At 60.5% G+C, this 15,245-nt stretch carries 14 protein-coding genes and 1 pseudogene; 8 read left to right on the forward strand and 7 right to left on the reverse strand.

Translation table 11 applies throughout. The annotated features are described in order from the left end of the window. Nucleotides 1–21: 21 nt before the first annotated feature. Nucleotides 22–936, reverse strand: coding sequence for a LysR family transcriptional regulator (locus LOY38_RS23450; protein WP_258697254.1), 915 nt, complete (start codon nucleotides 934–936; stop codon nucleotides 22–24). A 105-nt stretch (nucleotides 937–1,041) separates the two neighbouring features. On the opposite strand from LOY38_RS23450, the gene LOY38_RS23455 reads away from it, so the two are divergent. The 3 genes from LOY38_RS23455 to LOY38_RS23465 all read left to right on the forward strand — a co-directional run bounded on the left by LOY38_RS23455 (nucleotide 1,042) and on the right by LOY38_RS23465 (nucleotide 4,110). After that, complete coding sequence (locus tag LOY38_RS23455; RefSeq protein WP_258697255.1) at nucleotides 1,042–1,641, forward strand: short chain dehydrogenase; 600 nt, start codon at nucleotides 1,042–1,044, stop codon at nucleotides 1,639–1,641. A 94-nt stretch (nucleotides 1,642–1,735) separates the two neighbouring features. Beyond that, nucleotides 1,736–2,401, forward strand: coding sequence for a COG3650 family protein (locus tag LOY38_RS23460; RefSeq protein WP_258697256.1), 666 nt, complete (start codon nucleotides 1,736–1,738; stop codon nucleotides 2,399–2,401). A 95-nt stretch (nucleotides 2,402–2,496) separates the two neighbouring features. Beyond that, on the forward strand, nucleotides 2,497–4,110 hold the full coding sequence (locus LOY38_RS23465) for an NAD(P)/FAD-dependent oxidoreductase (RefSeq protein WP_258697257.1): 1,614 nt from the start codon (nucleotides 2,497–2,499) through the stop codon (nucleotides 4,108–4,110). 143 nt (nucleotides 4,111–4,253) lie between these two features. Here LOY38_RS23465 and LOY38_RS23470 read toward each other — a convergent pair whose 3' ends face one another. Next, complete coding sequence (locus LOY38_RS23470) at nucleotides 4,254–5,351, reverse strand: PLP-dependent cysteine synthase family protein (protein ID WP_258700784.1); 1,098 nt, start codon at nucleotides 5,349–5,351, stop codon at nucleotides 4,254–4,256. 248 nt (nucleotides 5,352–5,599) lie between these two features. Here LOY38_RS23470 and nhaA point away from each other — a divergent pair, with 248 nt between their 5' ends. The 4 genes and pseudogenes from nhaA (at nucleotide 5,600) to LOY38_RS23490 (ending at nucleotide 8,685) form a co-directional block, all read left to right on the forward strand. Then, nucleotides 5,600–6,787 (forward strand): Na+/H+ antiporter NhaA, encoded by a 1,188-nt coding sequence (nhaA, locus tag LOY38_RS23475; RefSeq protein WP_258697258.1) that lies wholly within the window; start codon nucleotides 5,600–5,602, stop codon nucleotides 6,785–6,787. A gap of 121 nt (nucleotides 6,788–6,908) precedes the next feature. Next, a pseudogene (locus LOY38_RS23480) lies at nucleotides 6,909–8,136 on the forward strand (colicin E3/pyocin S6 family cytotoxin). After that, on the forward strand, nucleotides 8,105–8,398 hold the full coding sequence (locus LOY38_RS23485) for a colicin E3-like toxin immunity protein (RefSeq protein ID WP_408980540.1): 294 nt from the start codon (nucleotides 8,105–8,107) through the stop codon (nucleotides 8,396–8,398). The pseudogene LOY38_RS23480 and the gene LOY38_RS23485 overlap by 32 nt, the downstream one beginning before the upstream one ends. A 56-nt stretch (nucleotides 8,399–8,454) precedes the next feature. Then, entirely contained in the window at nucleotides 8,455–8,685 is a 231-nt protein-coding gene (locus tag LOY38_RS23490) for a hypothetical protein (protein WP_258697259.1), read from the forward strand. A gap of 67 nt (nucleotides 8,686–8,752) precedes the next feature. Here LOY38_RS23490 and LOY38_RS23495 read toward each other — a convergent pair whose 3' ends face one another. Beyond that, complete coding sequence (locus tag LOY38_RS23495) at nucleotides 8,753–9,217, reverse strand: glycine zipper 2TM domain-containing protein (protein WP_258697260.1); 465 nt, start codon at nucleotides 9,215–9,217, stop codon at nucleotides 8,753–8,755. Between the two features lie 168 nt (nucleotides 9,218–9,385). Here LOY38_RS23495 and LOY38_RS23500 point away from each other — a divergent pair, with 168 nt between their 5' ends. After that, a complete protein-coding gene (locus LOY38_RS23500) occupies nucleotides 9,386–9,622 on the forward strand; it encodes a hypothetical protein (RefSeq protein WP_258697261.1) in 237 nt (78 codons plus the stop codon). Nucleotides 9,623–9,627: 5 nt separating this feature from the next. On the opposite strand, the gene pdxH is transcribed toward LOY38_RS23500, so the two are convergent. The 4 genes from pdxH to LOY38_RS23520 form a co-directional block, all read right to left on the reverse strand. Continuing rightward, complete coding sequence (gene pdxH / locus LOY38_RS23505; protein WP_258697262.1) at nucleotides 9,628–10,275, reverse strand: pyridoxamine 5'-phosphate oxidase; 648 nt, start codon at nucleotides 10,273–10,275, stop codon at nucleotides 9,628–9,630. A 24-nt stretch (nucleotides 10,276–10,299) separates the two neighbouring features. Then, nucleotides 10,300–11,310, reverse strand: coding sequence for an OmpA family protein (locus tag LOY38_RS23510; protein ID WP_258697263.1), 1,011 nt, complete (start codon nucleotides 11,308–11,310; stop codon nucleotides 10,300–10,302). Between the two features lie 113 nt (nucleotides 11,311–11,423). Continuing rightward, nucleotides 11,424–12,569 carry a serine hydrolase domain-containing protein gene (locus tag LOY38_RS23515; RefSeq protein ID WP_258697264.1) on the reverse strand — a complete coding sequence of 382 codons (1,146 nt, stop codon included), beginning with the start codon at nucleotides 12,567–12,569 and terminating at the stop codon, nucleotides 11,424–11,426. Between the two features lie 248 nt (nucleotides 12,570–12,817). Continuing rightward, on the reverse strand, nucleotides 12,818–15,238 hold the full coding sequence (locus LOY38_RS23520) for a beta-galactosidase (RefSeq protein ID WP_258697265.1): 2,421 nt from the start codon (nucleotides 15,236–15,238) through the stop codon (nucleotides 12,818–12,820). Nucleotides 15,239–15,245: the final 7 nt, after the last annotated feature.

Consider the following 15,245-nt stretch of genomic DNA (forward strand, 5'->3'; position numbering starts at 1 on the left):
ATCCAATTGCACCAGTTCCCGTTATCGTTGAAGCCGATCCAACGCCTCGCCACTGCGCTTGAACCAACCAATCAAATAATCCGCCAGCACTTGGGTGCGCTTCGGCAATCCGCCCTGATACGGGTGCACCAGATACATCGGCATGCTGCGAGTCTGATAATCGCGCAGGAGCCATCTCAAACGCCCGTCAGCCAACTCCTCTTGCAGCAAGTACGACGGCAAACGCGCAATGCCCGCATCCGCCAGCGCGGCCTTCTTCAAGAGGTTGTAGTGGTTGCTGGCGAACGGTCCCGACACTCGCACCCGCAGTAACTCGTGCTGTTGGTGATAGAGCCATTCTTCGCGACCGCTGTAATGGCTGTTGAGCAGGCACCGGTGTTCGGCCAGCGCCTGAGGCGTCAGCGGTTCACCGCATCGCTCAAGATACGCCGGGCTGGCGCAAGTCATCTCGTGCCAGGCCAGCAGCGGGCGGGCGACCAGGCGATCGTCGTTGGCCACTTCCGAGCGGATCGCCAGATCGAATCCGTCACGGGACAGGTCGCGGTAGTGGTTGTTGAGCTCCAGCTCGATCTGCACCTCGGGGTACTGCCGGGAAAACTCCAGCAATGCGCCGTCAAAGAAGGTTTCCCCCAGTGAAACCGGAACTGTCATCCGCACCGGGCCGGCCATGTCGTCCTTCAGCCGCGCCAACGCCTGACGCGCTCGCTCGACTTGAATCACCAGCGCCTGGGCTTGCGGCAACAGCGCCGCGCCCGCCGCCGTCAGGCTCAAGCGGCGCGTGGTGCGTTGCAGCAACACCACGCAAAACCGCGTTTCCAGCAGGCTGATGCGCTTGGAGAGTTGCCCTTTGCTGCAACCCAGTTGCTGCGCCGCCAAGGTGAAACTGCCCGCCTCGATCAATATCGCGAACGCCGCCAGGTCGTCCATTTCGCTCATGGATTGTTTCCATTTGAAAACCAAAGGTTGCCTATTAGCACGCTTATCAATAAAAAAAACCACACTAAACTTAAATTTAAATCCAACCCATACAGGTACAGCACGATGAAAATTCTCTTGATTGGCGCCTCCGGCACCGTCGGTTCGGCCATTGACCATGAACTGTCCCAGCGCCACAAAATCATCCGCATCGGCCGCAAGAGCGGTGATTTTCAGGTCGACATCAGCGACAGCGCCTCGATCCGCAAACTGTTCGAACAGACCGGCAATTTCGACGCGCTGATCTGCGCCGCCGGCAGTGTCAACTTCGTGCCACTGGCCACCATGACCGCGCAAGACTTCGAGCTCGGCTTGCGGGACAAGCTGATGGGCCAGGTCAACCTGTTGCTGATCGGCCGGGAGTTCGCCAATGACGGTGCGTCATTCACCTTCACCACCGGCATCCTCAGCCACGATCCGATCCGTACTGGCAGCTCGGCGTCCCTGGTCAATGGCGCCCTGGACAGTTTTGTCCGCGCCGCGGCGATCGAACTGCCGCGCGGTTTGCGCATCAACTCGGTCAGCCCGAACGTGCTGGTCGAAGCCATGGGCAGCTATGCCCCGTACTTCCGTGGTTTCAAACCGGTTCCCGCCGCCGAAGTAGCGCTGGCCTACGCCAAAAGCGTGGAAGGCTTACAGACCGGCCAGACCTACCGCGTCGGCTAAACCAAACACGACCCGTAGGAAAGCGAGGACATTGCAGGGTTGTGATGAACGGTCAGGCTGAGTAACGTGGCGGCACTTGTCAGGAGACTCAAAGATGCGTGTTGCCCGTTCCTTAGTGCTTGTTGCCCTGCTTCCGCTGTTCGCCGCGTGCCAGTTGCTGGACGGCCCGCGCGAAAGCGCTTCACATGTGGGCCAGACTCGCATGCAGGGCCAGTTGACGGCGGCCGACGGCAAGTTGCTGTTCCAGCCGTGCAATGAACAGCGTAGTTATGTGGTCAACGACACCGGCGGCACCAGCGTCCTGCAAGAGGCCGCGACCCTGGCCGATGATCAGGGCAAGTTGTTCGCCGACGTGCGCGGTCGGATCGTTGCCAGTGGTGCCGATAGTCGGCTCGATCTGGCGCAGCTGTACCGCGTCGAGCGCTCGGGCACGGCGTGCGACGATCCCAATTTCAAGCGGCTGATCCTGCGTGCCGCCGGCCATGGCCCTGAGTGGAACGTCAAAGTCAGCGGCAAGGGCATGGTCATCGACCGCGCCGGTCAGCCGCCCTTGGCCCTGCCGTACGTTGAAGAGCAACTGGGCGATGGCCGCTTCAACCTCAGTACCGAAGCCAATAATCAGCGCATCGAGCTCTGGGTCGCGCCGCAACGTTGCGTCGACAGCAGCACCGGCAGCGTGCAGCACATGAGCGCCGAGCTGCGCATCGATGGCCAGGTGCAACGCGGCTGTGGGTATTTCGGCGGATCGCGCGACGACTGATCGTTTTAGCCTCACTGGAATCATCCTTTGAGGCTTATAATCGCGGGCTTCAAACGCCTTGGCGCAGTTGTGCGCCCCGCGAACCGGATCCCGTCATGTTACGAATCACTGAACTCAAGCTGCCGATCGACCATCCCGAAGAAGACCTGCGCCCTGCCATCGTGCAGCGCTTGGGCATCGCCAGTGATGACCTGCTCGATTTCACCTTGTTCAAGCGCAGCTACGATGCGCGTAAAAAGTCCTCCGAACTGTGCTTCATCTACACCATCGACCTCAACGTTCGCGATGAGGCGGCGGTGCTGCACACATTCGCCGATGACCGTAACGTCAACGTGGCGCCGGATGTCAGCTACAAAGTGGTCGGCCAGGCGCCGGCCGACCTGAGCCAGCGCCCGATCGTGGTCGGGTTCGGCCCCTGCGGGATCTTCGCCGGCCTGCTGCTGGCGCAGATGGGCTTCAAGCCGATCATCCTCGAACGAGGCACCGAAGTGCGTCAGCGCACCAAGGACACCTGGGGCCTGTGGCGCAAAAGCGTGCTCAACCCCGAATCCAACGTGCAATTCGGTGAAGGCGGCGCGGGTACGTTCTCCGACGGCAAGCTCTACAGCCAGATCAAAGACCCGAAATTCCTCGGTCGCAAAGTCTTGCACGAGTTCGTCAAGGCCGGCGCGCCGGAAGAAATCCTCTACGTCAGCAAGCCGCACATCGGGACGTTTCGTCTGACCGGTGTGGTGGAAAACATGCGTGAGCAAATTCGTGCCCTGGGCGGCGAAGTGCGTTTCCAGCAGCGCGTCACTGACGTATTGATCGAAGACGGCCAACTGGTCGGCGTCGAGCTTGATGGCGGCGAGCAGATCCATTCGAAACATGTGATTCTGGCCCTCGGCCACAGCGCCCGGGACACCTTCCGCATGCTTCACGGCCGTGGCGTATACATGGAAGCCAAGCCGTTTTCGGTGGGCTTTCGCATCGAGCACCCGCAGTCGCTGATCGACCGCGCGCGCCTGGGCAAATACGCCGGCCACCCGAAACTCGGCGCTGCCGACTACAAACTGGTGCACCACGCCAAGAACGGCCGTTCGGTCTACAGTTTCTGCATGTGCCCGGGTGGCACCGTGGTGGCGGCGACCTCCGAGCCGAACCGCGTGGTCACCAACGGCATGAGCCAGTATTCGCGTAACGAGCGCAACGCCAACTCCGGGATCGTCGTCGGGATTACCCCGGAAGTCGATTATCCGGGCGGCCCGCTGGCTGGCATCGAGTTGCAGGAACGCCTGGAATCCCACGCCTTTGTGCTGGGTGGCAGCAATTACGAAGCACCGGCGCAGCTGGTCGGCGACTTCATTGCCGGCAAGCCGTCGACCGAGTTGGGCAGCGTCGAGCCGTCCTACAAACCGGGCGTTGCCTTGGGTGACTTGGCCCTGGCTTTGCCGGCGTTCGCCATCGAAGCGATTCGCGAAGCCTTGCCGGCGTTCGAGAAGCAGATTCGTGGCTACTCGCTGCACGACGCGGTGCTGACCGGGATCGAGACGCGCACGTCGTCGCCGTTGCGGATTACCCGTAACGAGTCGATGCAGAGCCTGAACGTGAAGGGCCTGTTCCCAGCCGGTGAAGGCGCCGGTTATGCGGGCGGGATTCTGTCGGCGGGCGTCGACGGGATTCGAATTGCCGAAGCGGTGGCCCGAGACATTCTTGGTCTCGAGGCCTGATACACAAATACCGAAACAACACATTACCTGTGGGAGCGGGCTTGCCCGCGATAGCGGTGGATCAGTCAACATCTCTGTTGAATTTGAATCCGCCATCGCGGGCAAGCCCGGCTCCCACAAGGTTCTTCAGTGTCTGAAACTTCTCAGATATTGGCGCGCAACACGCTGGCCGGCAGTGGCTCGCCACGCTCGACACTCGCCGCCACGGCATCCATCAAACCACTCAACTCATACCCCTGGGCCTTGAGCCAGGCCTGATCGTAATAGGTGGTGGCATAGCGCTCGCCGCCGTCGCACAGAATCGCCACGATCGACCCCGATTCCCCCGCCGCCGCCATCTGCCGGGCCGCCATCAAGGCGCCGATCAGGTTGGTCCCGCTCGATCCGCCAACCCGTCGCCCCAAACGTTGTGCCAGATAGTGCATGGCCGCCAACGACAACGCGTCCGGCACTTTGACCATCGCATCGATCACTTTGGGCAGGAACGACGCTTCCACCCGTGGCCGGCCAATGCCTTCGATCCGCGAACCGTGATCCAGGCGCAGGCTGGCGTCGCCGGTCTTGTAGTAATCGAAGAACACCGAACGCTCGGCATCGGCGCACAGTACGCGGGTGCAATGCTGGCGATAGCGCACGTAGCGGCCCAGCGTCGCGGTGGTGCCGCCGGTGCCGGGGCTGGAAATCAGCCAACTCGGCTCCGGGTGCTGCTCGAAGCGCATCTGCTGGAAGATCGATTCGGCGATGTTGTTGTTCGCCCGCCAGTCGGTGGCGCGTTCGGCGTAAGTAAACTGGTCGATGAAGTGCCCATCGTGTTCGCGAGCCAGACGTTCGGACTCGGCGTAGATCTGCGTCGGATCATCCACCAGATGGCTCTTGCCACCGTAGAAAGCAATCTGCGCGATCTTTTCCTTGGACGTGCTCGCGGGCATCACCGCAATGAATGGCAAACCCAGCAAGCGGGCGAAGTACGCCTCGGAAATCGCCGTCGAACCGCTGGAAGCCTCGATCACCGGCGCACCAGGTTTGAGCCAACCGTTACACAGCGCATAAAGGAACAACGAGCGCGCCAGCCGATGTTTCAGGCTGCCGGTGGGATGGCTCGACTCATCCTTGAAATACAACTCGATGCCCGGCAACCCCGGCAGCGGCAAGGGGATCAGGTGGGTATCGGCGCTGCGCTGGAAGTCGGCTTCGATGATCCGGATGGCTTCGCGAGCCCACTGTCGGTTGTCGCTCATGATGATTTTCTCGTTGAATCAGGCAAAGAGTCGGCCTTGTCGCAAGGCTCAGCCCACAAGCTTAGGAAAGAACCTACATCATGCACAGATACAGCTGAGGTCCAATACGTCCGGCAACTGCTAGGCTCTGGCCTTTGCTGACTGCCCACGTCGTAACGGCATATAACAAAAAAGAATATAACTTTTGTTTTAACAACTAACAGTACGGGTTAGGGTGTGTCACCTTTTGAATTCATCGATGGAGAGCGACCTTGCCTCTGCGTAGCACATTCACGCGTTTCTTTCAGTTGGAAGCTGCCAGCGGTCTGTTATTGATCGCTGCCGCTGTCCTCGCACTGATCATCAACAATTCATCGCTGTCGTGGCTCTATAGCGGCCTGCTGGACACCCCCGTGGTGGCGCAGATCGGCGCGCTGAAGATCGCCAAGCCGCTGCTGTTGTGGATCAACGACGGTCTGATGGCACTGTTCTTCCTGTTGATCGGCCTGGAAGTGAAGCGCGAAGTCCTCGACGGCCAACTGTCGAAACCGTCGCAGATCGTCCTGCCCGGCGCGGCGGCGATTGGCGGCATGGTGGTGCCGGCGCTGATCTACTGGTTCCTCAACCGCGACAATCCGTCCGCCCTGAGTGGCTGGGCCATCCCGACGGCCACCGACATTGCCTTCGCCCTAGGCGTACTGGCCCTGCTGGGCAAACGGGTGCCGGTGTCGCTGAAACTGTTCCTGATGACCCTGGCGATCATCGACGACCTGGGCGCAATCATCATCATTGCGATCTTCTACTCCGGCGCGCTGTCGACCCTCTCTCTGGCACTGGCCGCGGCCTGCATCGCAGCCTTGATCGGGATGAACCGGCTCGGCGTGGTGAAGCTCGGGCCGTACATGATCATCGGGCTGATCCTCTGGGTCTGCGTGCTCAAGAGTGGCGTGCACGCCACGCTGGCCGGTGTGACCCTGGCCTTCTGCATTCCACTGCGCACGAAAAACGCCGAACCTTCGCCGCTGCTGACCCTGGAACATGCCCTGCATCCGTGGGTGGCCTATGGCATCCTGCCGCTGTTCGCCTTCGCCAACGCCGGCCTGTCCCTGAGCGGCGTGACCGTCGAAAGCTTCACCCACCATGTGCCGATGGGGATTGCTGTCGGCCTGCTGCTGGGCAAGACCGTCGGCGTGTTCGGCCTGACCTGGCTGGCGGTAAAAATCGGCATTGCCGCCCTGCCCCAAGGCGCCAACTGGGGCCAGGTGCTGGGCGTAGCAATCCTCTGCGGCATCGGTTTCACCATGAGCCTGTTCGTCGGTTCCCTGGCCTTCGTGCCCGGCACCAGTGAATACGCCGGGATGGACCGCATGGGGATTTTGACCGGTTCGATACTGGCGGCATTGATCGGTTATGCGGTGACAGCGGCGGCGAGTCGCAAGAACACCGCACTGCCATCCTGAACGATAGAGAACACTCTTAGCGGCATTGAGGATTCGTCCTACAGCCACGATTAGCCACGTTCGTTAACGTCGCGCAGCCCCTCTTTCGGGGGTTGCCGATGGACGAGCGAAAGGACAATCAGTGGCTGGCAACAAGGACATCCCTCGGGTTAAAAACCCACCGTCAGGCGACGGGCATCACATCACCCACCGTTACATGACGGCCACCGAACTGGCCGAGCGCGATGCCAGGCAAAAAGCCTACGAGGTCATGCTCGCCAGGCAGCAGGCCTTCGAAGACAGCCTTCAAGTTGTCGCGAAAAAGGACGATGTTGTCCGCGCGGGATGCGTGTTCGCCAAGTCCTGCAAGTTGCCCGATGCAATCATCGACTACACGAATCCCTCCGGTGTTGTTCCGACCGACAGCCTGAAAGACTATGGCGAACTGGTTCTGCTCGGTGCCCGCGAGGCCGATGAAACCGGTGTCGTGCCGCTCAAGAAAATCAGTGGCACCGCGATTCCGGCAGGTTTCGGCAGCTTTGCTTTGACCGGCTCAGCGTTCGCCGCACTGTCCGCAGCCGCCGCCAGCACCGCTGCGGCCACCTTGGCAGGCCTGGTAGCCCTGGTCATACCGTCGAAGCCTTGGCGACAGCTCGCTCTACACCGAAGATCAACTACGCGCCCTTAAACAGGCCCGTACCCGCGTGCGCCTGCGGGTCGAGCAGCATACTGACGGCAGTCTCAAGGGATACGGGTTCTACACCGGCAAAAACCGTGACTGGGAAATGGTCGATGTCGTGCAATTCACCTTGCGTGGCAGTCAGCAAGTGGCTGAGCTTGGAGATGGTGTCGAGCTGATCTGGACACCGGCGGAGGACGGTTCAAATATCCTTGGCATCCCCGCTTTGGAAGCCGCACCGCAAGCGCCGCATATCTGGGTTTATCCGCCGACGAAGGCGGCTGACAGCATCATCGTGAATCCGGTGTATCCGCCTGAGTACAAGGATTTCATTCTGGTGTTTCCGGTTGGTTCCGGGGTGTCGCCGCTATATGTTGTGGTCAGCGCGCCTCGTAAAGGCTTGCCAACAGCTGGTCACAGGTATCATCCAGCGCCAAAAACTGAGGATATCAGTGCATTTCCTGGTCTAAAAAAAGCCAAGAAAAAGAACCCCGTCGTAGGTGGTGGAGGACTTAGAGAGCGTTGGACTGATGCAAAGGGCAAAACGATCTACGAATGGGACTCGATGCATGGTGAACTGGAGGTATATCGCGCAAGTAATGGGAGTCATTTGGGAGCATTTGACGCCGTAACGGGTGAGCGACGCGATGATGCTAAAAATGAACGAAACATCAAGAAAAAATACTTGTGAGACAAAGATGGGACTGAAGCTACGGTTGGAATGGTATGACAAGCAAACCGAAATTTGTAAGGGCGAAGAGTCCTCTAAAGATTTAGGCGACGATGAGTCAATACTTGATGCTCTCGGCATCCCCGTCGAAAACAATATTAACAATGGGGGTTTTGATGTTGGCAGCCATTGGATCGATATTATTCAACCCCACTTTCGCCACCTAATAGACCTAGGCACCCACGATTACCAACTATCTTTCGATTACCGCGAGAGCTGGTGATCCAGTCGAGGCACTTAGCCTACCTTTAACTGGATGTCCTCAGGAGACACCGAATTTTGATTTATCGCGTAGAAGCGTTCGATATCGAAACCGAATTCCTCGCGTTCGAGGAAGATTTACCCGACGGATCGGATGACCAACTGAAAGTCATCATGGGCTGGACTTCAGACCAGCAAGGCTGGGAAGGCTACAACCTGTCCCAGTTGCAACTTTCAGCGATCGAAGGGCTGATAGGAAAGCCCATTCACGACCCAGACCATTACTTCCAACTCACGTGCAATGCGTGAAGGCAGCAGACACAAAAAACCCCGACCAGTCACCTGATCGGGGTTTTCATTTACCCTTCGTCCCCGCTTAGTGCGTAACGCGGCTGGTCCCACCCACAGTGGAGATCCGCACCCGCTCACCCACGCGGAACACTTCGTTTGGCTGAACTTCCTGCACATAGGCGCGCATGCTGCCATCGTCTTCGCGCACGGTGATTTCAACACCTTGCGTACGGGTCAGGCCTTCTTCGGCCGCCGAACCCACCAGGCCGCCGGCAACCGCGCCGATGACCGCTGCGACGATGCTGCCGCGACCGCCGCCGATGGCGCTACCGCCTACACCACCCACGGCTGCACCCGCGAGGCCGCCGATTGGGGTTTTGGTACCTTCGATTTTCACCGGACGCAGGGCTTCGATGGTGCCCATGCGAATCGTCTGCACGCGACGCGCTTCGTCACGGGAGTAGGAGTCACCGGTCAGGCTCGATTGGCAGCCAGTGAGCAACATCGCCATCGTGGAAAAGGAAGCAACCAGCAGAACAGACTTACGCATAGCATCAAACTCCATAGGACAGGTGTCCATTAAACTCCGCAGCTTGACGCCTGTCACGGTATCGCCCGGATAAAATTGGTTTCATTCAGGCCCGGTACAGGCACTTTTCGAACTCACCACACAGTAGCGTCAAATTACAAAATCTGCGCCGCTGACCCAAGGATTTCCATGGATTACTTCATCATTGTCGTCACGACCGTCGCCGGTTTGTACTTCCATTGGTGGCTGTACGTGCGGATCAAACGCTGGATGGACCGCGACCTGGCCTTGTCACTGGCGGGTAAAGACGAACAGAAAAGAGCCTTCATGCTCCAGCAACTGGCGAACGCTCAAGCGCAGAAGATCAAGCGTCGAGACCTGCCCCAGTGGCTTGAGGCCGCTGCGGCAGGGTATCCCGATCGGTAGACCGTTTAGGGAGCCAGGCGTTCACGAACCCAGTCGGCGCCCTGCAAGCGGTAGTTGAGGCGATCGTGCAGACGGCTCGGACGGCCCTGCCAGAATTCGATGCGCTCGGGTAGCAAGCGATAACCGCCCCAGTGCTCGGGACAGTGAGGCTGGGTGTCGCTGAAACGTTGCTCGGTGTTCTTGAGCAACGCTTCCAGTTCGCCACGATCGGCGATCACCCGGCTCTGGGGCGACGCCCAGGCACCAAGACGGCTGCCCAGAGGACGAACCTGATAGTAGGCGTCGGAATCTTCAGGCGTGACCTTCACCACCCGCCCTTCGATGCGCACCTGGCGCTCCAGGGCCGGCCAGAAGAACGTCATGGCCGCAAATGGATTGGTTGCCAGTTGCTGCCCCTTGTCGCTTTCATAGTTGGTGAAAAAGGTGAAGCCCTGCTCATCCAGGCCCTTGAGCAGCAGAATGCGGCAATGCGGCCGGCCGTCCTGATCGACGGTGGCCAGCGTCATGGCATTCGCCTCCACCGGCAGCTGCTCGGTTTTCACCGCGTCGGCGAACCACTGATGGAACAGCGTGAACGGCTCGGCCGGGGCTTGCGCCTCGGTCAGGCCATCACGGGTGTAATCGCGACGCATATCAGCCAAGGCCTTGGTCATGGCGCATTCCTTTTGGTTAACGAATCACTGCTTTGTAGCATCGGCGGCGGTAGTGCTCTTCGAATCGGCAGCGGCTTTGGCCGGCGCCGTCTTTTTCGCTGGGGTCGCGGTTTTAGCCGGTGCTTTTTTGGCTGGAGCCTTGGCGGCCGCTTTCTTGGCCGGTGCTTTTTTCGCGGCTGCTTTTTTGGTGGCTGCTTTTTTGGTGGCTGGCGCAGGGGTAACAGGCTTGGCCACTGGCTTGACGTCTTGCGCGACAACTTTGGTCACCGGCGCCGGTGCCGGCATGTTGTACTTGTTCAGCAACGCGACCATGGTGTCTGCCGGCGTCACCAACAGCTCGACGCGACGGTTCAAGGCACGACCTTCAGCACTGTCGTTGGCGGCACGTGGGGCCTCACCGCCCATGCCGCGCAGCATCAGGCGATCACGTTGCAGGCCGCTGAGACGGAAGATCGCCGCCACTGCTTGGGCGCGCTCCTGGCTCAGTTTCACGTTGGCCGGTGCGGCACCCGAGGTATCACTGTGGCCGAGTACCAGCACGACAGTCTTTGGATCGGCTTCGAGGATTTTCGCGACACGGGTGAACGGGCCGAGGGTCACCGGCAGCAGCATGGCCGGACGATCAGGGTTGAACGAACCTTCTACCGGGGCCGTGACGACCAGCACATTTTCACGGCGCTCGAGTTTCAGGTTGCTGTCCTTGATGGCCTCGCGCAGACGCGGTTCGTAGTCGTCGAGCCAGGCCTGGGTGACTTTCGGATCGGGCATCGGCACGGCTGCTTTGGCGGTGCTCTGCTCCTTGCCGCCGAACGGCCACCACCACTTGCCACCGGCATCGGCTTCAGCCTTGGTGACAGGTGCTGTGGCAGCAGGTTTCAGGGGTGCCGGGGCCGGGGTAGGTTCTTTAGTCGCAACCTTGTCGGAAGAACCGAACGGCCACCAACTGCTGCCGCCTGCGGCGTCATTTTGTGGGGTTTGTGCACAACCGGTGATAGCGAAGCACAGGGCCAGGGCGAGGGTTTTATTGGACGACATGGGATATCCACAAAATGAAGTAATGAAGAATCAGACCGGGTTGCCCCGGATAAACAGACGCTTTGAAACCACACAGGCTTTCGGGTTCCGGCCCTGGCCCCCTTGAGCGTGATTTACAGACAAGTGGCCAGTACTCGCACAAGCTTTTGAGCTCGTGGATCCATCAAAACGTACGGCCCCAGGGTATTTGTCACAAAGCCGAAGGCCACATCGTGTTCTGGGTCAGCAAAACCGATGGAGCCGCCGGCACCCGGGTGACCGAACGCCCGTGGGCCGAGGCCGTAGGTGGCGTTGGGGACGTCCGGTTGATCGAGCATGCAACCCAGGCCGAATCGGGTCCGGGTCAGTAACGTCTTGTCCTCGCCAATGCTGTGTTCGCGGGTCAACTCGTCAAGCATTTCGCTTTCCAGCAGACTGCCATCGAGCAGACCGGCGTAGAACCCGGCCAGGCTGCGGGCATTGCCGTGGCCATTGGCGGCCGGCTGCTGCATGCGCCGCCATTCCGGCTTGTTGGTGCTCGTCAGGATTGACGGCGGGTTGGTGAAGGCCCGGGTGGTCATGGCCGTCGGTTCGCGCATGGTCACTTGCAGCAAGCGCTGGGCCGCGGCATCACCGAGGTTGCCTTTGCTACGGGCGATGTGCGCCACACGATGAAACTCTTTGTCGGCAAGGCCGACGTGGAAATCCAGCCCCAAAGGCTTGGCGACCCGCGCCACGATGGATTCGCCCGGCCCACGACCGTCGGCGCGTCGCAGCAATTCACCGACCAGCCAGCCATAGGTAATCGCCGCATAACCGTGACCTTGACCCGGCGTCCACCATGGCGCTTCGGCGGCCAGGGCATCGGCCATGGTCTGCCAGTCGTAAAGTGCTTCGGCGGGCAGCAACTCGCGCAGTGCCGGCAGACCGGCCTGATGGCAGAGTAACTGGCGCAGGGTCACGGACTCTTTGCCGGCGGCGGCAAACTCGGGCCAGTAGCGGGCGATCGGGGTATCCAGTTGCAGCTTGCCTTCGGCCACCAATTGCAGCGCCGTCACGGCGGTGAAGGTTTTGGTGCAGGAAAACAGGTTGGCAATGGTGTCGCTGTGCCAGGCCTCAAGGCCGTCCTTGTCGGCGGTACCGCCCCAGAGGTCGAGAACGGTTTCACCGCCGATCCGGATGCACAACGCCGCGCCGCGTTCCTGAGGATCGTCGAACAGCGCGGCGAACGCTTCGCGCACCGCTTCGAACTTAAGCTCGTAATGACCCTGAATCTGCACCCGCAACTCTCCCGGATAAACGCTCTACAAAGTGGCCCGCATTGTTCCAGCCCTTGAGGGTTTTGGGAACAGTCGTGGGCTGGGTGGTAGGTAGCCCTGTATTCCGCTTTGAGAAGCGGCGATGCTGATGACGCCTTCGCGAACAAGCCCGCTCCCACATTTGACCGAGGTATCCAGACGGACGCGATCCAGTGTGGGAGCGGGCTTGCTCGCGAAGAACGATGACGCAGTGTGTCAGAACTCAGCAATCAATGGCCGTTGCCCGAATGCCCACCTGCATGCCCTGCCCCTTTCCCCGGGCCTTTGCCTGCCTCGCCTTTCCTGCCGCCCTCGGCGTCGTGACTGGCTTTATCCACCTCGGCCCTGGCCTTCTCGGCCTCTTTGCCAAGTTGATCGACAATCTGCACATTGCTTTTGCGCACGCTGTCGACGAACCCCTGGAACGGCAGATCAGTAATGCCCACCAGACCGAAGTGCCCGTTCTCGCCATCCAGCAGACGGCCGGTCACCGGTTGATCGAGGTACTGGAACCAGTGCACCCCGACAATTGACGGCTCGCTCATCGCCTGCTTGAGGAAGTTGGCGTAAGCCGGGCCGCGGTCTTCTTCCTTCGCCAGTTGCGTCACGCCGCTCCAGAACGGGCCGCGATCCTTTGATCCGAAGTTGAATTCGGTGATCAGCACCGGTTTGTCCAGGCTGCGCAGTCTGGCAAAGTCGTAACCGTCCTGGGGTTGCAGGGTGTACATGTTGAAGCTCAACACATCGCAGTATTGCGCGCAGGACTCAACCGCTTCCGGGGTGCTGATTGCAAAGCGGCCGCCCAGCAACAGTTGATTCGGCGCATGCCATTTGAGCGAGTCGGAAATGGTCTTGAAGTAAGTGTCGGCAAAGACCTTCTGGAAGTATTTGAAGTCGGCTTCGATTTCCGGGTATTCGGCGCTCGGTTGCGGCGGCACGAAGCCCGGGTCCTCCATCAATTCCCAGGCCGGCAGATCAATGCCCCAGGCTTTCGACAGACCCGCCTGGTTACGGTACTTGTCTCGCAGCTGTTTGAGGAAGGCGCGTTTGGCCGGCACGTCGGTGGTCATCTTCAAGGTGCCGTAGGCCAAGGCATAACGAGCCTTCGGGTCGTCACCGGGACCGGCCCAGGCCAGTTCGTTGTCGGCGAAGTAACCGATCAGCCATGGATCGTCGCGATGATCGCGGGCGGCGATGGCCACGGCGCGCTCGGTGGCCATGGCGAAACGCGGGTCGAACGGGTCGGGCATGCCGCCCCACCAATCGGTGCCAGTGCTGATGCTGGCGTAATCGCCGACAATCGACAGCGGCAAGGTGTACGGCACACGGTCGGCATTGCCCAGAACAGGCGCGCTCCAGTTGCCGAGGGTGTTGAAGCCCCAGGCTTGCAGGCGATCGAGGGTGTGACTGGCCCAGCGTTTTTCGTCGATAACCACTTTGCAGGGTTCGGCGGCGGTTGGCTCGGCCGCTTTTTCGACCGACGCTTCAACGGCGCCGGCCTTGGCGGCTTCAGCCACACCGGCCTTGGTGTCGCTGCCCGGTGCGCAAGGCTCGCCATAAAGACGCTGCAGGTTGGCGCCATAGAAATCGTACCAGCGACCGGCGTTGTAGGCTCGGCCCTGATCGGCACCGTTGCCGCCACGGTTATCGCCTTCGCCATAATGGCTGGCCAGGGGTTCGTCGGGTTTGGGCAGGGATTCGAACATCCACTCACGACCGGCGACGTAGGTCTGGTTGACGCTCGGGGTCACGGTATTAACGCCGAGGGAATAGAACGGATGACCTTCCGGAGTCACCAGGTACCAGCGGCCGTCACGCTTTTCGGTGCGAAAAAAACCGCTGGCCTTGAACACCGGGCCTTTGTTCAAGCCGCCGAACTTGTCGAGGGACGCCTTCTCGCGCTCGGCCAGCCAGGTTTTCAGTTGTTGCTGTTCTTTGGCGGCTGCGGATTTCAGTTGCTCGTCGCTGCCGATCTTCTCCGGCCATTTGGCCCGGGTCGATTGCCCATAGGCGTCCACCAGACCGCCATAAGCGGCTTTGGTCACGGCCTCGCCGTCCTGCACGCCGAAGCGCTCGAGCAAAATGCTTTGGGCGACTTTCGGCTGGTCCATCGACAAGGTCACCGACACCACCTGGCTGCGATCCAGCTCACCGGCGCTGCTGGCCAGCAACACACGTTGGCCCTCGAAGTTCATCGGCATCGGCGGGCCGGCTTTCATGCCCTGGCTCAGCGGCGAACTGGCGACCAAAGGCACCAGCAGGGTTTGTGCAGGGCCGGCCGGCAGATCGACACGGCTGACCAGGGTTTTGCCGTCATTGCTCTGGATGTTCACGTACAGGGTCACGGCCCAGCTCATCGCGCTCTGGATCCGCAGGCTCATGACGCCCGACTGCGACCAGTCCCACGCACCGGTCTGCGGCGTCAGGCGCACGGTCGGCTGGGCGACCGGGTTGAAGGTCACGCGGCGCAGCACTTCACCTTCAGCTGTTTGCTCCGCGTTGGATTGCGGCAGGCTGGCGTCCTGGGTCGCCACCTGAACCACGTCGGCGGGGCGCACAAAATTGAACAGCGTCTGCTGGTCGGCAGGGGCCGCCAGCAAAGGGGTTGCGAACATCAAGGCAAAAACAGTGGGCAACGAACGGCGAATCATAGGAACG

This window comes from Pseudomonas sp. B21-015 (assembly GCF_024749285.1).
GTDB lineage: Bacteria > Pseudomonadota > Gammaproteobacteria > Pseudomonadales > Pseudomonadaceae > Aquipseudomonas.